This window comes from Enterococcus sp. 9E7_DIV0242 (assembly GCF_002140975.2).
Taxonomy (GTDB): domain Bacteria; phylum Bacillota; class Bacilli; order Lactobacillales; family Enterococcaceae; genus Enterococcus_L; species Enterococcus_L clewellii.
In genome coordinates this window covers 1,687,706-1,708,022 of the sequence record NZ_CP147247.1, presented here as the reverse complement: position 1 = coordinate 1,708,022, position 20,317 = coordinate 1,687,706, and the positions used below count along the sequence as shown (strand labels likewise).

Sequence of the window (20,317 nt, the reverse complement as noted above, 5' to 3'; positions counted from 1 at the left end):
AGCATATTAGTTGATTCGTCGTTCAAAATTGGGTATCTTCTGATTGAAAAGGATACTTTCTATTTCGAGATGGAATTGTGAGTGTCTGAAAAAGGAGGTGAGAATGTGTATGCAGTGAAAGTTTTTCATGGGTATATTGACAGTTGTGGCAGACGAACTCGCAACAAGGAAGATGCGGTCATCTTTCAGAATGTCGATCAAGCGGAATTGTTTGCAAAAAAAATCGGCGGTCGCGTGAAAGAGCTCGTGATCGTTGTTGAAAAATCAGAAAAAACAGGAGTGTTAACGAAGTGATGGATGAATGTTTTATGCAACAGAATAGTGTTTTTTAAGACAGAGGCTAACCCTAAAAAAGGTTTGCTTCTGTTTTTTTGTTCTCGTAAATTTTAGTAATTGAAATGATTATCAAAAAATATTAACTTTATTACATTATAATATTTAAATGCTGGTTAAAATATGTTACACTCTTTTTGAAAGCGTAAACAATATCAGAAAAGGAGAGACTCTATGATCAAAATGAAAAAAATAGTTCCTGTGTTCTTCGTCATTATTTTGGGGTTATTCACAGCAAGTACATCTATACAAGGAACTGGTTTTGGGGAAATTGTTTTTGCAGAGGAGCAGCCGGTATATCGAAACGTAATGTATTATGGCGATTGGTCGATTGAAGACAGTGAGGGAAATTTTTTCCCGAAGGATATTCCAGCTGAAAAACTGACACATTTGAATTTTGCTTTTCTGGATTTCGATGTGAAAGGGAATTTAGAATGGACAGATGAGTTTGCCGCAGTAGGAACAACAGGTGGAGAAAGCACCGTTGTTGATTATGCACCTAATGCAGGACTTTTGAATGCACTGCAAGAGTTGCGCTTAAAAAATCAAAATTTGAAAGTTGGTGTTTCGGTTGGTGGTTGGACCAAATCAGGTGATTTTGCTTTAAACGCGCAAAACGAAGACTACCGGAAAAATCTAGTATCAAATTTGGTTAAATTCGTCGAATATAACCAAATGGATTTTTTGGATATCGATTGGGAATACCCGGGAAGTGTTAGGGAACCAGATTTAGTTGATAGTAAGAAAGATGAAGGAACGCCGGAAGCCTCTGAAAAAGATCGCCAGAATTTTATTACTTTGCTGAAGGAATTGAGAAGTGGCTTGGAAGGGCTAGGCAAGAAAACCGGTAAAAAATATGAGCTTTCAGTTGCCTTGGCAGCGGGACCATATACATTGAATATGGGAACGGACATTGCAGGTGTTTTTGAAGTGGTTGATTTTGCGAATTTGATGACTTACGACATTCATGGTGCCTGGGAAAATACAACAAATCATCATAGTGGGCTTTATACTAGCTCAAAAGCACCACAAGGGAATGGCAAGCCGTGGTCTTTCAGTACGAATGATAGTGTGAACTATTTTTTAAACAATGGTGCTACACCGGAGAAAATTGTGATTGGTGCCGCTTTTTACAGTAGAGGATGGGGAAATGTAGAAAATGATGGCCCTGATCCTGAAAATTTACCAGGTTTGTTTGGTAGTGCTGATTTTGCTACTGTGGATGCTGATGGCAATAAAAGCCGTGGCGCGGAAAATGCCAAGCCTCTTGTGAACGGAGATCAAGGCCGTAATGGTGGTATTTGGGCCTATCGCTCTTTCGATCAACTAAAGGAAAAGTATTCCGATTTGACGGAATATTGGGATGACGAATCAAAGGCTTCTTATATGTATAGTGAAGCTTCTAAAGTCTTTTTCACCTATGATAGTGAACAGTCGATTCAGGCAAAGACGAACTATATTCGTGAGAAGGGGCTGGGAGGAGTCATTACCTGGATGCAGTCACAGGATAAGCCTTCGGCAGAAGAGAGTCAAAAACGAGATACGTTGACTACGGCCATCTATAACGGCCTGTATAAAGACCCAACATTGCAGGTACACGAGCTTGAGTCGTTACCTTTGGCAATCAAGACAACAGTAGCTCCTCTTATGGATGGAAAAGAAGGCTATAAAATCAGTCTCACAAATGAAGAAAAACTAATAGAGACAGATAGTGTTCTAAAAGCTGTTGAGAAAAACCATAAAACAATCAAGAATCCTGTATTATCAGTGCCAAATGAATCAGGAGAGTTATTCACTTTATCGACTGAAAAGGAGAATTTGACGAAAACTTCTGTTAAACCATCTCAATCATTGGATTTATCTGAGGTAGGGATAATGTTTATTGCTCCGGGTGAAACAGTCACTTTTGATATATATACAGATGCAGATTTTGCTCATATGAAGCGGTTGGCCTATTTGAATCTAGAGCAGAGAATCCTGTCAGATGGTGTGACATATGGGACACAACAGATTTACGAGCTTCCTGCTACTTATGAGAATACTGGAAAAATCTCCGTTCGTCTTGTAAATGAGAAGGAAGAGCTTTTGGCAGAAGAGGTTGTTCATCAGGGCGAAGTAGGGACATCACTTGAGTTGGCAGTGCCTGCTGTTGAAGGCTATAAAACGGAGACGACAGCAATCAATGGACTGTTCAAATATTCGCCACAAAGTATTTCTGTTGTCTATGTGTTGGAAGATCCTGTCGAGGAAACAGGAAAAGTGATGATCAAGGTGTGAAGCTGATAGAAGATACTGAAATCATTGGTGTTGTTGGTGCCAACTATCAGACTTCAGTAAAAGAATTTTCAAGCTATACACTGAAAAAAATTCCGGAAAATGCTTCTGGAAAATTTACAGCAGAAACTCAGCAAGTAACGTATATCTATGAAAAAAGGACAGATACATCTAGCTCTACTTCTGAAACGAGCAGCAGTTCGACTACAGAGATATCATCTTCCGAGTCTTCTACAGCGAGTCGATCAACTTCTGAAAGTACAGCAGAAGGTACAAAGAAACCTGGGGGTGGAAAATATCCTGAAACGGGTGAACAAAATCAAACGGGGTATCAGTTCCTAGGGCTTTTGGGCTTGCTTGGCGTACTGATAAGCTTTGGTTATATTCAAAGAAAGAAAGCTTAGCGTTAATGTGTGGACGATAAGCAGAGATAGAATACTCCTATAAATTATAGATAAAACATACTAAGATTAGTGGGTAAGATATTCGACGGAATAGCTTACCCACTATTTTCTATTTATAGCGTATAGTGGGAGTGAAAGGAAGCTCGGACATGACCTCGTGGACTTCGAGTCCGAAGTGCAAAATGAGCTCCTTCACTGACATTTTAGAATCTGGTTTAAGTATGTTGGGACTCCGAGTCCGTGTAAAGGAAAGTAGAATTGAAATGGTTCAGTGAAGGTCTTTCTATAAAAAGAGAAGGAGAGAAAAAACTATGTCATCTATTTTAGCTTTTGATGTATCAAAAGGAGAAAGTTACAAAGTACTCTATCAGGACAACTTTTGCTTATCTGAGGGAAAAGTAGTTCACAATCAAGAAGGATTTCAGCTGCTATTAGAGGAAATTCAGACCTTACCAGAGGTCCCTGAAATTGTTTTTGAAGCAACTGGTATCTACTCACGTCCCTTAGAAAAGTTTTGTCAGGATAATAAACTGACCTACTGCCTTCTAAATCCTTTAGAAGCAAAAAAACAGATGGAGGAAGGCTCGCTTCGTAGCTGGAAAACGGATAAATTTGATGCTCATAAACTGGCTCAAACTCATTGTAAAAATAGACGCCAACCAAAGCTACACCAACAAGCAATCTATCTCGAACTACGAGAACTTGCCCGCTTCTATCAGGAAATTGAGACGAAAATCAGTCATGTTCGTATGAATCTTCATAATGCTCTTCAATTGACTTTTCCTGAATTGGAACAGTTCTTTTCCAGCCGTATCACTCCCTATGCCTTATCCCTGATTGAATGTTTTCCACATCCTGCCTTCGTTCTCGCTTCCAGTCGAACAAAAATCAAAAATCGATTGATGAAAACAACGAGGAAACGAATTTCTGAAAATAGGGCTTGGCAGAAAGCTGACCAGATTTTCATTTACGCCTCAAACTCTTATCCAGCTGTTGAGTCCAATAGTGTTCTCTGTCAGAAAGTCATTTACTATGCCCAGCTTCTTCAGGACCTATTAGAACAGAAAAATAAATTGATGGAACAAATGATGAACGCTGCTCATCCTCTTGAAGAATTTGAGTTGTATCAGACGATTCCAGGAATTGGTGCGCCAACGGCTGCACTTCTGATTGGAGAATTAGGCGATATTCGATGTTTCTCTACATCAAACAAACTCAATGCATTTGTCGGGATTGATATCCGGCGGTTTCAATCTGGATCATATATAGGAAAGGATCATATCAATAAAAGAGGGAATCCAAAGGGGCGAAAGATTCTTTACTTTACTATTCGTAATATGATTCGACAACAACACGCCGCCTCCAATCATATCGTCGACTATTATTATAAATTAAAAAAGCAACCCCTTCCTAAAATGGAAAAGGTTGCCACAGTTGCCTGCATGAACAAGCTCCTGAAGTGTATGCATTCCATGGTTAGGAATCATACAAGGTACGCTTATGCGTATACGGCCTCCAACGACCAATAAGGACGAGTCCTTATTCTAAAATTATAGCACAAACTAGATGAAAAATTCAGAGATCCATCTAGTTTATTTAGTGTACTTTCAGATAGTTCTTCACTTCTTTAAAAACTATAAGGAATTTGTTTCCACTTTCCCCTTGACTAATCGTAGGAAAGAGGTTGGGCCAGAAGCGTCAAACTTCAAGCAATAAGATGGAATTCACGAAAATTGCTTCACAAATTTTTGCTGAATTTCAGCTTATTGTCGAAGAAGTTGCTTCTGTCCCACCGTTTATTCGGGTTTAGATACAGAACAAGCGTGGGACTTGAGTTATGTCCCACGCTCTTTGCGTATCTATTCATGAATTTCCAAAGGAAGGCCATCTGGATCAAAGAAGAAAGTCATTTTTTCTCCGGTATAATCATCGGTTCGGATGGGCTCGCACGAAACTCCGTGTTGTTCTAAATAAGCTATAGTATCCGGCACACTATTTACCTTAAAGGCTAAATGACGTAAACCTAAAGCTTCTGGATAAGAAGGGCGCTTAGGGAAGACATCACTGATAAATAGTTCCAGTTCTTGATTCCCTAATTTTAAATCGAGCTTGATGTCCTTCTTCTCAGCTCGGACATTTTCACGAATGATAGAGAAACCTAAAACATCCACATAAAAATGCTTTGATTTTTCATAATCGGATGCATTCACTGCAATATGGTGAATTTGTTGAGAAAACATAAAGGGAAATACCTCCTGCATTTTTTGATAATTAATCAATATGATTATATCAAAAAATGCAGTTAAAAGGATAACTATAGCTATCTGAGAGCAAAAAAATGGATATGGTTTAGTGATTTGTGAAACTATTGGTATAATGAAGAAAAGTAGAGGGGAGATGAGTATTGTGGAGCTTCATGAACGAATTCTCAAATTGTTGAATTCAAGCACAGTTTTCTTGATTGCGACGGTCGATCAACGTGGATTTCCGAATGTTATTACTGTATCCAGACCATTGTGGCGTGAAGGGCTGTTGCGAATGCGCTTTTACGTTGATGGAGAGGGCGAGACGGTTCAAAATATTTTGAAAAATCCAAATGGGTCCGTGTGCTGTTATCAAGAAATGCAGTTTGAAAGTATGGCTCTCAAGGGGAAATTCACGATCGAACCAGTAGATTCTGTTGATGAAGTCGAATCATCTCTTACAGACTACCAGAGAGCATTGGCGCATAAAAAGCCTGTGGTGCTATCCTTTGAAACGTGGACAGCTAAAATCCATATAGACAAGCAAACCAAAGAAATCATTGTATAAACAAAGAAACAGATCAAACAATCGTTCAGAGAGTCCGTGACTCTTTGGTGTTGTTTGGTCTGTTTTTACAGGTAAAGATCAAATACAGTAAATTGTGGCGGAACCCCGATTCTTATTGGGATCATGGATGTTCCTAAACCAGTATTGACGTAAAGCTGTGTTTGACTTCCTAAGGTATAGAAACCACGAATATATTTTTCTGCTAAAGCTGTTGTTACCGGGAAAAAGGGAATGTTCACTTGACCACCATGACTGTGTCCGCTGAGAACGAGCGATATATTGAAATCGACAGCGCTCTCGACAACATCCGGTTCGTGACTCAAAAGGACAGAGTATGCGGCTTCTTTCTGAGTCATCATGGCTCCTTCAATGGAAGGATTTCCAAAAAGAGAATCGTCAATACCTGCAAGGTAAAGTTTTTTCTGGTCGGTCACTGCGAGTGTTTGCCCTGTATTCTCTAATAGCTGAAAGCCGCTGCTGGCCATGATATCAGCATAAACAGTGGATGCTCCACCACCATAATCGTGATTTCCCCAGACTGCATATTTTCCAAGGGGGGCATCAATTTTGTTTAATAGATCAATCGTTTCATCCACGGGGCCATATGACGCATAGTTGTCAAAAAGATCCCCGGTAAAGACAACAATATCTGGTTTTTCCTGATTGACAGCAGTAACGATTTTTTCCAGCTGTTCTGTTCCATAAGATTTTTGCAAGTGGATATCAGAAAGCTGGACCATTCTAACTGTATCGAGACTAGTCTCTGTTTCTCCAAGTTCGTAATGCTTGGTTGTGAGTCGCTTAGGTTCTATAAAAAAGCCGTAGACTGCCAGACAGGCACCCATAGCTAAAAGACTGATAAAAATGAGCATAATTTTTTTCATGACATCCCTCTTTCTGCGATCTTTATTTAGTATATAAGAAAAATACTGAAAAAATCTGTTTTTAATAGATTCTTTAAAGTAAATTAGAAAAAATGATAAAAGTTGTTTCATCGTTGAACTTTGATATAATAATAGGTAAACACTGCTAAGAAAGTGACATTTTTTATTGGCGGAATAGACTACAAACCATGTATAGAATCTTTAATAGGATTTATATAGAAACAACTAACTTTGGAAAGAAGGAATGATCAATGATCGTAAGAGTAAATAAATTAAGACAGGAAATGAAGAAGAATGATATTTCTGCTTTTCTGGTCACAAGTCCGTATAACTTACGCTATTTGACAAATTTTACCGGGTCAACAGGTCTAGCTGTAATTACCTTAGATAAGGCATTTTTTATCACTGATTTCCGTTACACGGAACAGGCAGCTCAGCAGGCAGAAGGTTATGAAATCATTAAAAACACCGGGCCGATCTTTGATGAAGTAATGACGCTTGTGGAAACAGAGAAACTTGAAAACATTGCATTTGAAGAAGCACATGTTAGTTTTGCGGAATACAGTGTTTTAGAGGAAATCCTGACATGTGATTTAATTCCGGTGGCGGGAATGATCGAAGAGCTTAGAGAAGTAAAAGATGAAGAAGAAATTGCCATCATCGAAAAAGCCTGCAGTATTGCAGATTCAGCGTTTGACCATATTTTAAAAGTAATCAAGCCGGGAATGACAGAAATCGAAGTAGCCAATCAATTGGACTTTTATATGCGTTCTTTAGGTGCTTCAGGAGTGTCTTTTGATACAATTGTTGCCAGTGGGTTGAGATCTGCGATGCCTCACGGTGTAGCAAGTGAGAAGCTGATTGAGAAAGGTGATTTTGTTACATTGGACTTTGGTTGCTATTATCAAGGCTATGTTTCTGATATGACAAGAACCTTTGCTGTTGGCGAGCCTGATCCAAAGCTGAAAGAGATTTATCAAATCGTGCTTGAGGCACAGTTGAAGGTTCTGGAACAAGCGCAACCTGGGTTGACAGGAATTCAATTGGACGCCATCGCACGTGACCATATTGCTTCACATGGTTATGGAGAAGCATTCGGTCATAGCACAGGACATGGCATTGGCTTGGAGATTCATGAAGGGCCAAATGTTTCATTCAAATCAAATAAGCAGTTTGTTTTTGGAAATGTGATTACAGATGAGCCGGGAATTTATATTCCAGGTCTTGGCGGTGTGCGAATCGAGGATGACTTGTTGATTACAGCAGAAGGCAACCGCGTGTTGACTCATTCACCAAAAGAATTGATTATACTATAGAAGAAAAAAGGAATTAGAAGATCCATGCCCGTTCTTTTTATCGAAGAAGAATCGCGAGACTGCTTGTCTTTAGCTGAGGAAAATCAAGTTTTTACAGTGTGGAGCGGGTAATGGAGCTTTTTGTTTTTTCTGGTAGCGTAACGAATCGTTTAATGTTAAACTAGGAACGAGTAAAAAGTATGAACGGTAGAGGAGGGCACAAATGATTTCGGTCAATGATTTCAAAACAGGTTTGACAATTGAAGTGGATGGTGGGATTTGGCGTGTTGTTGAGTTTCAACATGTAAAACCTGGAAAAGGGGCTGCCTTTGTTCGTTCTAAACTTAAGAATCTCCGCACAGGCGGTGTGCAGGAAAAGACTTTCCGTGCAGGAGAAAAAGTAGGAAAAGCTCAAATTGACAACCGTAAAATGCAGTATTTATATGAAAGCGGCGGAAGCCATGTCTTTATGGATCTGGAAACCTATGAGCAAATAGAAATTCCGGAAGAACAAATCAAGGATGAGCTGAAATATATGCTGGAAAACATGGAGCTGAACATCATCATGTTTGGTTCTGAGATTTTGGGTGTTGATTTGCCTAATACAGTGACATTAGAAGTAACTGCAACTGATCCGAATATCAAGGGAGATACTTCTTCCAGCGGCTCTAAGCCTGCTACGATGGAGACCGGACTTGTTGTAAATGTACCATTCTTTGTGAATGAAGGGGATCGTCTAATTGTGAATACGACAGATGGCTCTTACGTGTCACGGGCTTAATAAAAGGAGGACCTATAATGGCAGAAGAAAAAAATCTAATTATTAATACAAAAGATGCTCTTGGAGAGATCGTGATTGCTCCAGAGGTTATCGAAGTGATTATTGGGATCGCTGCTTCAAAAGTAGATGGTGTATATGGCATGAGAGGAACCTTTGCCAATAACGTTACAGAATTCCTTGGACGTGCTGCTCACGGAAAAGGTATTTATCTGAATGCCGAAGAAGAAGGACTAAAAGTAGATATCTACTGCTATTTAAATTATGGTGTTTCTGTTCCTAAAGTAGCGCTTGAAATGCAAGAACGTGTGAAACAGCAAGTCTTGTTCATGACAGATATTGATCTGATTGAAGTAAATATTCATGTTGTTGCTGTTATCCCTGAACGGATCCCTGAACCTGATTTTTCTGAGCTTTTCCCGGAGGATGGGGAAGAGAATGAGTAAAGAGTTTACTCGTCACGAGATCAGAGAAAAGGCACTACAATCGCTGTTTCCATTAGATTTTAACAGTGATTTGACAAAGCAGGATGCAATCACTCATGCATTGGAGCTGGACCAGGTAGAAATGGTCAGCGAGGATGGTGAGGAATTTGTTCCCGTCTATCTGGATGTTTTAGTCGGCGGTGTCTGTGAGAAGAAAGCAGAGCTGGATCAGACGATCCACTCACATTTAGGGAAGAACTGGACGATTCAGCGAATCGCAAAAATGGACTTGATCATTTTACGAATGGCTATTTTCGAAATGAACTATGTTAGCGATGTGCCAAATACAGTGGCATTGAACGAAGCACTTGAGTTAACCAAAAAATATAGCGATGATCGTTCTAGAAAATTCGTCAATGGTGTATTATCGAATGTAATGAAAGAATTAGAATAAAACAAACACTCTGAGCTTTCTACGATTCTGCTATGTGCAGACGTTAGAAGGCTCGGAGTGTTTTTCTATGAGCTATGAAGATAGCAGGTCTATTATGTTATGGACTGATGGTTGGCTCGGTTGTATCAACAAATAAATCAGCTTATGAAAAGTCGCTAGACCTTGTTACATAAGTAGAACTCTCCATGCTTCGTGTTGCTTATTTAGTCGTATTCATATAAAATGAAAGCATTGAAAAATTCTGTTGGAAAGGCTTCTGTTTTTGCTTAGATTTTATAAAGACTGGCTGTAGCGAGGCTTCGGGACCAATAGAAATATAGGTAGGATAGATAAAATAAACGACGGCTGACTTCAACACAATGGATGACAAAACAAAAAGTCGGCAGCTGACAATAATAATGAAGGAGTGACACGATGGGACAATTGATCAATGGACGCGAACTAGCGGATAAAATGCAAGAAGAGATGAAACAAGAGGTCAGCCAACTGGCGGAAAAGGGGATTCGTCCTGGCTTAGTTGTTTTACTCGTTGGAGAAAATCCGGCAAGTCAGACATATGTGAAAAATAAGGACTTGGCTGCAGCAAAAATTGGGATTCTCTCAAAGGTTGAGCGATTGCCTGAAACGATTTCAGAAGATGAGCTTTTGGAAAAAATCGCTTTTTACAATAAGTCAGAAGAGTTCCATGGAATACTGGTTCAATTACCTTTGCCAGGCCACATAGATGAAGAAAAAGTATTGCTTGCGATTGATCCTAAGAAGGATGTGGATGGGTTTCATCCGATGAATCTGGGGCACTTATTTGTAGGAAATCCGACAATGATTCCTTGTACACCATATGGAATCATGAAGATGTTTGAAGCCTATGATATCGACCTTGATGGAAAGCGGGCAGTAGTGATCGGCAGAAGTAACATTGTAGGAAAGCCAATGGCACAGCTGATGCTGATGAAGAATGCGACAGTTACGATTGCCCATTCTCGTACGAAGGACCTTCCTGCTTTGGCTAAAGAAGCAGATATCCTAGTTGTTGCAATTGGTAGAGGACATTTCGTGACGAAAGAGTTTGTGAAGCCGGGGGCAGTTGTGATTGATGTAGGAATGAACCGAGATGAAAATGGCAAGTTGATTGGCGATGTGAAATTCGACGAAGTATCAGAGCTTGCAGAATATATTACACCAGTTCCAAAAGGTGTTGGTCCGATGACAATCACTATGTTGATGTATCAGACGATTGAAGCCGCAAAAAAGTTGAAGTAGGGTGAGTGCAATGACGCAGCAGTATTTGACAGTGACTGCATTAACAAAATATTTAAAACGAAAATTTGATGCAGATCCTTATTTGGGCAGAGTGTATTTGACAGGGGAAATATCGAATTTTCGCTTGAGAGCAAATGCGCATCAATACTTTAGCTTGAAGGATGACCGAGCAAAAATTTCTGCGATCATGTTTAAATCGGCTTTTCAGAAATTAAAGTTCCAACCCAAAGAAGGAATGAAGGTCCTAGTCGTTGGGCGCATCTCTCTTTATGAAAATGGTGGTTCCTACCAAATCTATGTAGAACATATGGAGCCTGATGGGGTTGGAGCACTTTACCAAGCTTTGGCAGAACTGAAGGAAAAGCTTTCCAAAGAAGGACTTTTTGAGGGAATCAAAAAGCCGTTGCCAAGATATCCAAAGCGCATAGCAGTTATTACCAGTCCAAGTGGTGCGGTAATCAGAGATATCATTACAACAGTCAAGCGAAGGTATCCGATTGCGCAACTGGTACTGTTTCCGACCTTAGTTCAAGGGGAGCAAGCAGCGACAGACATTGTAAGGAATATTCATAGAGTTGAAGAGCAGGGGGATTTTGATACCTTGATCATTGGCCGGGGCGGCGGCTCGATCGAAGATTTGTGGCCGTTCAATGAAGAACAGGTCGCCAGAGCGATTTATCAAACCACGATCCCTGTGATTTCCTCGGTGGGTCATGAGACCGATGTGACGATTGCGGATTTGGTAGCAGATGTTCGAGCAGCAACGCCGACAGCTGCAGCTGAGCTGGCTGTACCGGTATTAGCGGAAGAGCTTTTACGCATCAGAGAAAAGCAGACTCGTTTGGAACAGAGCTTTCTTTATCAGTTACAGCAGAAAAACGAGCGCTTTAAACGTTTGCGAAATTCGTATGTTTTTCTACAGCCCGACCGTCTTTATGAAGGGCAGCAAGTAAAGCTGGATAAAATGACCCAACGTTTGAGTCAAAGTATGCAAACGATCTACCATGAAAAATCTCAACAAAGCCAACGGATCGTAGCTCGGTTGGAGCAACAAAATCCTGCTGGAAGAATCCGGGAAACTGCTCAACAGGTGGCGTTTATTGACAAACGGTTGAATGAACGGATGGCTCACTATATGGAAATGCGTCAACAGAGATTGGTGTCTGCGATTCAGCAGTTGGACCTCTTAAGTCCGCTGAAAATTATGGGGCGGGGCTATAGTTATACAACCAAAGAAGACAAAGTCATAAAATCAGTAGAAGATTTAACTGTCAAAGATCAAGTGACGATTCACTACAGTGATGGGAAAGTTATTGCGGCAGTTACCGACATCGAACGATTTGAGAAGGAGTAAGAAAATGCCTAAAAATAAAGAAGCAACATTTGAAGAATCCTTAAACGAGTTAGAAGAAATTGTTCAACGGCTTGAAAGAGGGGATGTTCCTTTAGAAGAAGCCTTAGAGGCCTTTCAAAAAGGGATGGTTTTAAGCAAGCATTGTCAGGATACCTTGGAAAAAGCAGAGAAGTCATTAACAAAGATGATGTCAGAAACGAATGAAGAAATCCCGTTTGAAGAGAGTGAACAGGCATGACAGAATTCAGTCAGTTTCAACAGCGCTATGTTCCGATGATTGAACAGGAAATGACCACATTTATCGAAAAATATACAACCAATACTTACTTGAAGGAAAGCATGCTTTATTCTATTCAATCAGGTGGGAAACGGCTACGGCCACTTTTGTTACTGGCAGTAGTAGCGTCTTTTGGAAAAGATTTGGAGAAAAAGGATTTTCAGACAGCTGCGGCGCTGGAGATGATTCATACATATTCATTGATTCATGATGATTTACCTGCAATGGATGACGATGATTTGCGTAGAGGGAAGCCTACAAATCATAAAATCTATGGTGAGGCTCACGCAATCCTTGCTGGAGATGGATTGTTGACAGCAGCTATTCAACTACTTGCCTTGAGTCAGCTGGCGATGGATGAAAAGATCTTGCTGATCCAACTTTTGACAAAAGCAGCTGGAACGGAAGGAATGGTTTCCGGTCAAGCGGGTGATCTTCAAGGAGAAACCCGTTCTCTTACATTAGAGGAGCTAATCGAGGTTCATGAAAGAAAAACTGGGGCTTTGATTGAGTTTGCGCTGTTAGCTGGTGGAATTTTAGCGGAGCAAACAGATACGATCGTGGCACTTCTGGGTGACTTTGCCAAGCACTTGGGTCTAGCTTTTCAGATCAGAGATGACTTGTTAGATGTTACCAGCTCAGAGGAAGCGCTTGGAAAACAAGTTGGAAGAGATGAAACGCTCAATAAAAGTACATATCCCGGATTATTGGGAATTGAGGGTGCTACGAAGGCTTTCAACGAGCAAATGATGTTGGCAAGCGAGCAGTTGTCAGACATTCAACAGAATAACAGTGATTTTCAGCCGAAACTGCTTCAAGGAATTTTAGAGCAGCTTGCGCTTTAGTAAGGGAGAAACGAACATGAAAAAAGAACGTGTAGATGTTCTGGCCCATAATCAAGGGCTGTTTGAAACAAGAGAAAAGGCGAAGCGAGCGGTTATGGCTGGATTAGTCTATGATGGAAACAACGAACGACTGGACAAGCCCGGAGAAAAAATAGGTACAGAGACTGTGTTACATATCAAAGGGCAAGTGCTTCCCTACGTGTCACGAGGCGGTCTCAAGCTGGAAAAGGCTTTGCAAGTTTTTGATGTAGAGGTAGAAGGGAAAATCATGCTGGATATTGGTTCTTCCACTGGCGGATTTACGGATGTTGCATTGCAAAATGGTGCCAAACTTAGCTATGCGTTAGATGTCGGTTATAATCAGCTTGCTTGGAAAATTCGTCAAGATGAACGTGTTGTTGTGATGGAACGAACCAACTTCCGTTATAGCAAGCTTGAAGATTTTACACAAGGGCAGCCGGAAATTGCAACGATCGATGTATCCTTTATCTCCTTACGATTGATTTTACCCCCTCTTCACGAAATATTGAAATCTGGTGGCGATGTGGTTGCATTGATTAAGCCACAATTTGAAGCGGGGAAAGACCAGGTTGGGAAAAAGGGGATTGTTCGAGATCCGGCAGTGCATGAAGCAGTACTTGAAGATATTCTGAACTTTTCTGCTGGAAATGGGTACCAAGTGAGAGCTTTGGATTTTTCTCCAATTACCGGTGGAGAAGGAAATATCGAATTTCTCGTTCACTTAACAGCAACACAACAAGAAGGAGCGATCGATCCGGAAGTAAACATTCAGGAAATCGTTCAACGTGCGCATCATGAATTGAAACGGGAACATTGATTTTTGGACTGAGGCAGAGACAGTGAGTAACTGATCTGTCTCTGTTTTTGGGTAGGTCCCATAAATTTTTAAAAGGTTGAATCCTTGTGTTTTTTTCAGATACACCCTTGATAAAAATCTGTCTTTGATTAATTTTCCAGTATTTTTAATGGTGTTGAGACTTTGAAAAGCCATAAAGAATAGTGAAAATTTAGGAAAGCTTTTTTTATTGCTTTAAAAAGAGAAAAAAATAGGCTATGATAAAAAGGAAATGAACCTGAAAAGGAGTAGTTTAGTATGAGGAAAAAAGATCGTCATCGCATAATCGCTCGTCTATTAACAGACAATAATATACAAAAACAAGAGGACTTCGTCACGCTGCTTCAAGAAAAGGGGATCGAAGTCACACAGGCTACGATTTCAAGAGATATTAAAGAGATGAAGCTTGTAAAGGTCCCATCTGCCGATAATCGTTACCGGTATAGTGTACCTGTTGAAACGAAAGAAAATACGTCTCAACGCCTTGAGAAACTGATGAAGGAAGCATTCGTCTCTGTTGATCAAATGGAAAAATATGTTGTGCTGCACACGATTCCGGGGAATGCCAAAGCTTCAGCAGACTTGATCGAGAAGCAATACAAGGAGCAGTTGTTTGCAACGATTTGTGATGATGACAGTATTCTGATGATTGCGAGAACAGAGGAAAGTGCAAAATTTTTAAGAGAAGAATTTTTCAAATACTTATAATGATCAGAGGTGAATATCTATGCTGCAACAGCTTTCAGTAAAGAATTTTGCAATAATCTCTTCGCTAGAGCTCGAATTTCAAAAAGGAATGACCGTACTGACTGGTGAGACCGGGGCAGGAAAATCGATCATCATCGATGCCGTTGGTTTGCTGACCGGAGGAAGAGGATCAAGTGATTTCATTCGACAAGGCGCTTCGAAGTGTACACTGGAAGGCTTGTTTGCATTGCCAAAGCATCCGGAGCTTACCACTTTATTGGACGAACAAGGGATTGATCAGGAAGAGGACGTACTGATTCTGCAACGCGATATTTTTTCATCTGGGAAAAATATCTGTCGAGTGAATGGACGAATCATCACTATTGCCATGTTGAGAAAAATCGGGGAATATTTAGTGGATATTCATGGGCAAAATGAGCATCAGGAATTGATGAACAGTGAACGACATTTGGGAATGCTCGATGATTTTGGTGGGAATAAGCTCAGTAGGATCAAAGCTGAGTATGTCGCCGCTTATCAGGAATACCGGCAGCTTGAAAAAAAGGTAAGGAATCTTCAAAACAACGAAAAAGCATTTGCTCAGCGCATAGATATGCTGCAATTTCAAAGCAATGAAATCGCTGAAGCCAAGCTTCAAGTAGGGGAAGAAGAAACACTGATTGAAGAGCGAAATAAGCTGGCGAATTTTCAGAAGATTGCAGATGCACTTGCCGGCAGCTATGAGGCGATTAATAGTGAAGAAAATAGCAGTTTAGATAATATTGCCTATGCGATGAATGAATTGGCAACGATCGAAATGCTGGACCCGGACTATCAATCCATTTCAGAAGCTGTTCAAAATGGGTATTATCAGTTGCAAGAGGCAAGTGCCGATTTGGCGCGTCATTTGGGACAGTTGGAACTAGATGAGAATCGCTTGGATGAAGTGGAAAATCGCTTGGAACTGATTCGACAACTAAAAAGAAAATACGGCGAATCTGTTACGGCAGTTTTGGCTTACTATCAGGAAATTACAGAAGAACTTGCAGAGAATGGGTTACTTGATGGGAAAGCAGATGAGCTAGAGCAAATCCTTATAGAGAAGCAACAGCAAGTTCAAAAAGTTGGTGCTGAACTTAGTAAGGTACGCAAAGCAACGGCAATCGACTTGGAAAAAGATATTTTACACGAGCTGAAGGGGCTGTATATGGAGCGCACACTGTTTGAGGTCAGATTCCTTGAACAGCCGGAACCTCAAATGACGGAAGATGGATTGGACAAGGTAGAGTTTTACATCACTACCAATCCTGGTGAACCATTGAAACCGCTGGTAAAAGTCGCTTCTGGCGGAGAACTGTCACGAGTTATGTTGGCGTTGAAGACTATTTTTTCTAAAACACAAGGAATCACTAGTATTGTTTTTGATGAAGTAGATACTGGTGTCAGTGGGCGAGTGGCGCAAGCAATTGCAGATAAAATCTATCAAATATCCAGTGATTCACAGGTGCTGTGTATCACCCATTTGCCACAAGTCGCAGCTGTCGCGGACTATCAGTATTTCATTTCTAAAGAAATCATTGCAGACCGTACAGAGACAAGGGTGGTCAGATTGTCAGGGGAAGAGCGGACAAATGAAATTGCTCGCATGCTTGCCGGAAGTGAAATCACTCCATTGACGATGGAGCACGCCAAAGAGCTCCTCAATATGGCTCAGAAGGAGAAACGTACGTTGTAGTAGTATACCAAAAAGTAGATCCAAGTCTTCCTTTTGAAGAGTTGGATCTACTTTTTTAATTCAATGAGTTTGTACAGCAAAAAAGCATCAAACCGGCTTTTACCGTGCCTTCGTTGCAGTTATATTCTTATCTAAAAGTCGAAATTACAGTAACTAGTGTTGAACCGATAATGGCAATCAGCATTAGCCAAACAACTACTTTAGTGACTTTTGAGAATGTACTAGTTTTCTTTTTTTCCATTATTATTCACATCCTTTGCCTTTTTATAGTTTACCTCCTTTTGAAAGAATCGGCAACACAAAATTAGAGAAGATTCCTTTTCTTCAGGAAATAAATGACTGCTGCACATAGAATAGATGTGATGAAGAATATCCAAAGGAACGCATCTTCACGATTGGCAAAGGGCAATTTGACGTTCATTCCATAGATTCCGCCAATGATGGTCGGGATAGTCAATACAATCGTCAAAGAAGTTAATATTTTCATGACGATATTTAAATTGTTAGATACAATCGATGAAAAGGTGCTGCTGATTTGATCGACCAATTTAAGCTGGATTTGAGAAGTTGTCAGACCCTGCTTCATTTCCACTAGGATATCGTGGAGATGAGGAAGATGATCGAACGTATCCGGACGCTCCCTATCGTCATAAAGTCGTTTGACAACATTGATATTTTCAGAGAGCGCAGATTCAAAATAAACAAGACTTTTTTGAATATCCATCATTTGATACAACTGGCTGTTTTCAGTGGCAATTTTTAATTCCCCTTCTAAATGGCCAATTTCTGTGATGATTTTTGATAGAAAACCATTATAGCTTTTTGAAATTTCCCATAGCAGTTGGAAGAGAAGTGCGCTGTGAACAGAAAGCTTGGAATCCTGTAACCCTTCTTTTCTGATCTTTTCGATAAAATCAGTTTTCTGATCGGTGATTGTGATAATTTTATTATCTGTTGTTCGAACCACAGATAGTGGGTAAGTATTTAACTGCATGTAGCCGCTGGGACTGACTGATGCTTTAGGGAATTGGATCAATATCAAGGCAGAGCGTTCGCTGATATCATGCCAATTTCCTTCAGAACGAGCCTTTTCATGCTCGTCAAGTACACTTGTGATGTAGTCGGAAGGCAGTTTGTAGGTCGAAATCAAGTAATCCACTTCCTCGTGTGAAGGGGTGTCTACGACGATCCACTTCACTTCCTCTGTGTCCTCTTTTTCAGTGGTAAACTGCCGATCCTCTTTTTTTAAATAGGTGATCAATTGGGCTGCCTCCTTTTTTTGTTTATTTCTATTTTCATTATAAGCGATAAACCACTTGTTTAGTAACGGATTGCCTTGTAATATAGATACGTGACTCTATGAAAATAATCCTCAGTATTTTTATTATGATAGATACGTGTTTCTTAGATGCTGAATTATTTAAAGGCAGTCATATAGTATTATTTAGGCATGAATTTTTAAAGGAAATGAAACATGCGTGTAAACTAAATAAAGTATATTTAAATCAAGTGTTATGAAAGGAATTGTTTGGGATGGTCTCTTTTTCAATTGTTATGCTTCTTTGGTATGTTTTTCCGGTTGCTGTTCTATTTGCAGCAAATTTCATTATTTCAAGATTGGCGCTGGCAGAGCGCTATAAAATCAAATCACCGGATATTTCCATTCCATTTTTATTGATCGGTCTGCATGTGCTGTCTAAAGATACATACGGTCAAACAATTATTCCCTATATGTTCATATCGATTTTACTATTAGGGATTTGTGTTGCTTTGTTTCAAGCGTATTACTATGGGGAGCTTATTTATGGTCGATTCTTCAAAATGTTCTGGCGGTTGAATTTTTTACTGGTTCTATTGGTTTATGCGTTTCTAATTTTGATGAATATTGGTCATTATTTGTTCTAATTTAGTAGGAGATTTAAAGAGGGAGCGTAAGTTGGAGACATTGGTTGCGTTTTCTTGTGAAAGTGATAAAAAACGTCAAATATTACAAACTTTTTAAATAACAATTAATTAGTTGAACTTTTCTGGTTTTGAGTGGTAGAAAGTGGTGGAATGTGGTAGACTGTTTCTATCAAGTGGAAAAGCGGGGAAATCAGCTATGTTGATGGGCGAATTTCAACATAATATTGATGCCAAAGGCAGATTAATCGTTCCAGCCAAACTTCGAGATGAACTTGGAGAAAAGTTTATTGTGACTAGAGGAATGGATGGGTGTCTGTTTGGCTATCCATTATCTGAATGGGAAATATTAGAAGAAAAGTTGAAAGAAATGCCCTTAGCTAAGAAGGATGCCCGTACATTCGTCCGCTTTTTTTATTCTGCTGCGACAGAGTGTGAGGTTGACAAGCAGGGACGGATCAATATTCCTGCAACATTGAGAGCACATGGGAACCTTGAAAAGGGCTGTGTCATTATTGGTGTTTCTAATCGCATTGAAATTTGGGATGAAGAACGCTGGAGAGCTTTTTCAGTAGAAGCAGAAGAAAATTTTGATGAGATTGCAGAGACAATGATTGATTTTGGTTTTTAAGGATGAGGAGCTAAGATGGTGGAGTTTCAACATTATACTGTACTGTTAAAAGAAACAGTAGATGGATTGGCAATTAAAAAGAATGGGATTTATGTAGACTGTACGCTTGGCGGCGCAGGACACAGTGAGTATCTCTTATCCCAATTAGATGAAACCGGACATCTGTACGCTTTTGATCAAGACCAGAAGGCTTTGGATTTTGCGGCGCAACGATTAAAAAAATATGTTGATAAAGGCATGGTTACATTTGTAAAATCTAACTTTCGCCATCTGAAAGATAGGTTGGCTGATTTTGACGTATACGGTGTAGATGGTGTGCTTTACGATCTAGGTGTTTCTTCTCCACAATTGGATGAGGCAGAACGCGGGTTTAGTTATCACAAAGATGCACCATTAGATATGCGGATGGATCAGAGCGCTGAGTTAAGTGCTTATCATGTCGTAAACGAGTATTCTTATCAGGAACTAGTAAAAATCTTTTTCCGCTATGGTGAGGAAAAATTTTCGAAGCAAATTGCCAGAGAAATCGAGCGTATTCGTGAAAAACAAGCAATCGAAACAACTGGAGAATTAGTAGATATTATTAAGACAGCGATTCCCGCACCTGCACGAAGAAATGGCGGACACCCTGCCAAACGTGTGTTTCAGGCAATCAGGATTGCTGTAAATGATGAACTTAGTGTTGTTGAAGAGTCACTGGAACAAGCAATCGAGTTATTGAACCTGAACGGACGAATCAGCGTGATCACGTTCCATTCTTTAGAGGACAGGATTGTCAAAACGATGTTCAAGGAATACAGTTCAGTCAAAGATTTGCCGCCAGGACTTCCAATCATACCGGAAGAGTTTCAACCGGAAATGAAAGTTGTTACCAGAAAGCCGATCTTACCAAGCGAGAAAGAGCTGGAAGAAAATAACCGTTCTCGAAGTGCGAAGCTGAGGATAGCAGAAAGAATAAAGAAGTAATAGATGGAATTGAGAAGAGAAGACTGTAAGAAACAGTTGATTTTATCTTTTTCTCGATTTTACCGGATGATAATACTCCGGACTTTACATAAAAACAAGTAGCAATCAAATGATGATGAAGAAAGCAACATCATCATATTTTAGAG

At 40.0% G+C, this 20,317-nt stretch carries 23 protein-coding genes; 19 read left to right on the top strand and 4 right to left on the bottom strand.

The window, feature by feature from the left end:
- The first annotated feature begins 105 nt into the window (after positions 1-105).
- From A5888_RS07950 to A5888_RS07935, 4 genes are all read left to right on the top strand, one after another.
- Positions 106-294, top strand: coding sequence for a hypothetical protein (locus tag A5888_RS07950; protein ID WP_086350526.1), 189 nt, complete (start codon positions 106-108; stop codon positions 292-294).
- 213 nt (positions 295-507) lie between these two features.
- Entirely contained in the window at positions 508-2,610 is a 2,103-nt protein-coding gene (locus A5888_RS07945; RefSeq protein WP_086350525.1) for a glycoside hydrolase family 18 protein, read from the top strand.
- The gene (locus A5888_RS07940) at positions 2,607-3,011 is read left to right on the top strand and encodes a MucBP domain-containing protein (RefSeq protein ID WP_086350524.1); all 405 of its coding nucleotides are present in this window, start codon (positions 2,607-2,609) and stop codon (positions 3,009-3,011) included. The genes A5888_RS07945 and A5888_RS07940 overlap by 4 nt, the downstream gene beginning before the upstream one ends.
- 311 nt (positions 3,012-3,322) lie before the next feature.
- Positions 3,323-4,540, top strand: a complete 1,218-nt coding sequence (locus tag A5888_RS07935) for an IS110 family transposase (protein WP_086347488.1) — start codon at positions 3,323-3,325, stop codon at positions 4,538-4,540.
- A 330-nt stretch (positions 4,541-4,870) separates the two neighbouring features.
- Here A5888_RS07935 and A5888_RS07930 read toward each other — a convergent pair whose 3' ends face one another.
- Entirely contained in the window at positions 4,871-5,251 is a 381-nt protein-coding gene (locus A5888_RS07930; RefSeq protein WP_339102031.1) for a VOC family protein, read from the bottom strand.
- Positions 5,252-5,408: 157 nt separating this feature from the next.
- Here A5888_RS07930 and A5888_RS07925 point away from each other — a divergent pair, with 157 nt between their 5' ends.
- Positions 5,409-5,822, top strand: coding sequence for a pyridoxamine 5'-phosphate oxidase family protein (locus A5888_RS07925; protein ID WP_249274533.1), 414 nt, complete (start codon positions 5,409-5,411; stop codon positions 5,820-5,822).
- 65 nt (positions 5,823-5,887) lie between these two features.
- Here A5888_RS07925 and A5888_RS07920 read toward each other — a convergent pair whose 3' ends face one another.
- Positions 5,888-6,706: a metallophosphoesterase gene (locus A5888_RS07920; RefSeq protein WP_086350523.1), complete on the bottom strand. Its 819-nt coding sequence runs from the start codon at positions 6,704-6,706 to the stop codon at positions 5,888-5,890.
- Positions 6,707-6,957: 251 nt separating this feature from the next.
- Here A5888_RS07920 and A5888_RS07915 point away from each other — a divergent pair, with 251 nt between their 5' ends.
- From A5888_RS07915 to recN, 11 genes are all read left to right on the top strand, one after another.
- A complete protein-coding gene (locus A5888_RS07915; protein WP_086350522.1) occupies positions 6,958-8,022 on the top strand; it encodes a M24 family metallopeptidase in 1,065 nt (354 codons plus the stop codon).
- A 202-nt stretch (positions 8,023-8,224) separates the two neighbouring features.
- Positions 8,225-8,782 carry an elongation factor P gene (gene efp / locus A5888_RS07910; RefSeq protein ID WP_086350521.1) on the top strand — a complete coding sequence of 186 codons (558 nt, stop codon included), beginning with the start codon at positions 8,225-8,227 and terminating at the stop codon, positions 8,780-8,782.
- Between the two features lie 17 nt (positions 8,783-8,799).
- The gene (locus A5888_RS07905; RefSeq protein WP_086350520.1) at positions 8,800-9,225 is read left to right on the top strand and encodes an Asp23/Gls24 family envelope stress response protein; all 426 of its coding nucleotides are present in this window, start codon (positions 8,800-8,802) and stop codon (positions 9,223-9,225) included.
- On the top strand, positions 9,218-9,658 hold the full coding sequence (gene nusB / locus A5888_RS07900) for a transcription antitermination factor NusB (protein ID WP_170924865.1): 441 nt from the start codon (positions 9,218-9,220) through the stop codon (positions 9,656-9,658). Before A5888_RS07905 ends, nusB begins: the two co-directional genes overlap by 8 nt.
- A gap of 414 nt (positions 9,659-10,072) precedes the next feature.
- Positions 10,073-10,918, top strand: coding sequence for a bifunctional methylenetetrahydrofolate dehydrogenase/methenyltetrahydrofolate cyclohydrolase (locus A5888_RS07895; protein WP_086350518.1), 846 nt, complete (start codon positions 10,073-10,075; stop codon positions 10,916-10,918).
- A 10-nt stretch (positions 10,919-10,928) separates the two neighbouring features.
- Positions 10,929-12,272, top strand: coding sequence for an exodeoxyribonuclease VII large subunit (gene xseA, locus A5888_RS07890; RefSeq protein WP_086350517.1), 1,344 nt, complete (start codon positions 10,929-10,931; stop codon positions 12,270-12,272).
- A gap of 4 nt (positions 12,273-12,276) precedes the next feature.
- Entirely contained in the window at positions 12,277-12,510 is a 234-nt protein-coding gene (locus A5888_RS07885) for an exodeoxyribonuclease VII small subunit (RefSeq protein ID WP_086350516.1), read from the top strand.
- Positions 12,507-13,394, top strand: coding sequence for a polyprenyl synthetase family protein (locus tag A5888_RS07880; RefSeq protein WP_086350515.1), 888 nt, complete (start codon positions 12,507-12,509; stop codon positions 13,392-13,394). The genes A5888_RS07885 and A5888_RS07880 overlap by 4 nt, the downstream gene beginning before the upstream one ends.
- 16 nt (positions 13,395-13,410) lie before the next feature.
- The gene (locus A5888_RS07875) at positions 13,411-14,232 is read left to right on the top strand and encodes a TlyA family RNA methyltransferase (protein WP_086350514.1); all 822 of its coding nucleotides are present in this window, start codon (positions 13,411-13,413) and stop codon (positions 14,230-14,232) included.
- Positions 14,233-14,508: 276 nt separating this feature from the next.
- On the top strand, positions 14,509-14,958 hold the full coding sequence (gene argR, locus A5888_RS07870; protein WP_086350513.1) for an arginine repressor: 450 nt from the start codon (positions 14,509-14,511) through the stop codon (positions 14,956-14,958).
- A 19-nt stretch (positions 14,959-14,977) separates the two neighbouring features.
- Positions 14,978-16,672: a DNA repair protein RecN gene (recN, locus tag A5888_RS07865; RefSeq protein WP_086350512.1), complete on the top strand. Its 1,695-nt coding sequence runs from the start codon at positions 14,978-14,980 to the stop codon at positions 16,670-16,672.
- Between the two features lie 127 nt (positions 16,673-16,799).
- Here the strand turns inward: recN and prli42 are convergent, their stop codons facing one another.
- Both prli42 and A5888_RS07855 read right to left on the bottom strand, forming a co-directional pair.
- Positions 16,800-16,913, bottom strand: coding sequence for a stressosome-associated protein Prli42 (gene prli42, locus A5888_RS07860; protein WP_086350511.1), 114 nt, complete (start codon positions 16,911-16,913; stop codon positions 16,800-16,802).
- A 63-nt stretch (positions 16,914-16,976) separates the two neighbouring features.
- Complete coding sequence (locus A5888_RS07855) at positions 16,977-17,933, bottom strand: magnesium transporter CorA family protein (protein ID WP_086350510.1); 957 nt, start codon at positions 17,931-17,933, stop codon at positions 16,977-16,979.
- Between the two features lie 272 nt (positions 17,934-18,205).
- Here A5888_RS07855 and A5888_RS07850 point away from each other — a divergent pair, with 272 nt between their 5' ends.
- The 3 genes from A5888_RS07850 (at position 18,206) to rsmH (ending at position 20,171) form a co-directional block, all read left to right on the top strand.
- Positions 18,206-18,577 (top strand): DUF3397 domain-containing protein, encoded by a 372-nt coding sequence (locus tag A5888_RS07850; protein WP_086350509.1) that lies wholly within the window; start codon positions 18,206-18,208, stop codon positions 18,575-18,577.
- Positions 18,578-18,773: 196 nt separating this feature from the next.
- Positions 18,774-19,205, top strand: coding sequence for a division/cell wall cluster transcriptional repressor MraZ (mraZ, locus tag A5888_RS07845; protein ID WP_086350508.1), 432 nt, complete (start codon positions 18,774-18,776; stop codon positions 19,203-19,205).
- Positions 19,206-19,220: 15 nt separating this feature from the next.
- Positions 19,221-20,171 (top strand): 16S rRNA (cytosine(1402)-N(4))-methyltransferase RsmH, encoded by a 951-nt coding sequence (gene rsmH / locus A5888_RS07840; RefSeq protein WP_086350507.1) that lies wholly within the window; start codon positions 19,221-19,223, stop codon positions 20,169-20,171.
- Positions 20,172-20,317: the final 146 nt, after the last annotated feature.

Excerpts from the sequence above, each read along its gene's own strand:
- prli42 (WP_086350511.1), bottom strand. The coding sequence starts at position 16,913 with ATGGAAAAAAAGAAAACTAGTACATTCTCAAAAGTCACTAAAGTAGTT.
- A5888_RS07920 (WP_086350523.1), bottom strand. The coding sequence starts at position 6,706 with ATGAAAAAAATTATGCTCATTTTTATCAGTCTTTTAGCTATGGGTGCC.
- A5888_RS07895 (WP_086350518.1), top strand. The coding sequence starts at position 10,073 with ATGGGACAATTGATCAATGGACGCGAACTAGCGGATAAAATGCAAGAA.
- xseA (WP_086350517.1), top strand. The coding sequence starts at position 10,929 with ATGACGCAGCAGTATTTGACAGTGACTGCATTAACAAAATATTTAAAA.
- A5888_RS07945 (WP_086350525.1), top strand. The coding sequence starts at position 508 with ATGATCAAAATGAAAAAAATAGTTCCTGTGTTCTTCGTCATTATTTTG.
- A5888_RS07930 (WP_339102031.1), bottom strand. The coding sequence starts at position 5,251 with ATGTTTTCTCAACAAATTCACCATATTGCAGTGAATGCATCCGATTAT.
- A5888_RS07850 (WP_086350509.1), top strand. The coding sequence starts at position 18,206 with ATGGTCTCTTTTTCAATTGTTATGCTTCTTTGGTATGTTTTTCCGGTT.
- A5888_RS07935 (WP_086347488.1), top strand. The coding sequence starts at position 3,323 with ATGTCATCTATTTTAGCTTTTGATGTATCAAAAGGAGAAAGTTACAAA.
- efp (WP_086350521.1), top strand. The coding sequence starts at position 8,225 with ATGATTTCGGTCAATGATTTCAAAACAGGTTTGACAATTGAAGTGGAT.
- argR (WP_086350513.1), top strand. The coding sequence starts at position 14,509 with ATGAGGAAAAAAGATCGTCATCGCATAATCGCTCGTCTATTAACAGAC.
- recN (WP_086350512.1), top strand. The coding sequence starts at position 14,978 with ATGCTGCAACAGCTTTCAGTAAAGAATTTTGCAATAATCTCTTCGCTA.
- nusB (WP_170924865.1), top strand. The coding sequence starts at position 9,218 with ATGAGTAAAGAGTTTACTCGTCACGAGATCAGAGAAAAGGCACTACAA.
- A5888_RS07880 (WP_086350515.1), top strand. The coding sequence starts at position 12,507 with ATGACAGAATTCAGTCAGTTTCAACAGCGCTATGTTCCGATGATTGAA.
- A5888_RS07925 (WP_249274533.1), top strand. The coding sequence starts at position 5,409 with ATGAGTATTGTGGAGCTTCATGAACGAATTCTCAAATTGTTGAATTCA.
- A5888_RS07915 (WP_086350522.1), top strand. The coding sequence starts at position 6,958 with ATGATCGTAAGAGTAAATAAATTAAGACAGGAAATGAAGAAGAATGAT.
- A5888_RS07905 (WP_086350520.1), top strand. The coding sequence starts at position 8,800 with ATGGCAGAAGAAAAAAATCTAATTATTAATACAAAAGATGCTCTTGGA.
- mraZ (WP_086350508.1), top strand. The coding sequence starts at position 18,774 with ATGTTGATGGGCGAATTTCAACATAATATTGATGCCAAAGGCAGATTA.
- rsmH (WP_086350507.1), top strand. The coding sequence starts at position 19,221 with ATGGTGGAGTTTCAACATTATACTGTACTGTTAAAAGAAACAGTAGAT.
- A5888_RS07875 (WP_086350514.1), top strand. The coding sequence starts at position 13,411 with ATGAAAAAAGAACGTGTAGATGTTCTGGCCCATAATCAAGGGCTGTTT.
- A5888_RS07885 (WP_086350516.1), top strand. The coding sequence starts at position 12,277 with ATGCCTAAAAATAAAGAAGCAACATTTGAAGAATCCTTAAACGAGTTA.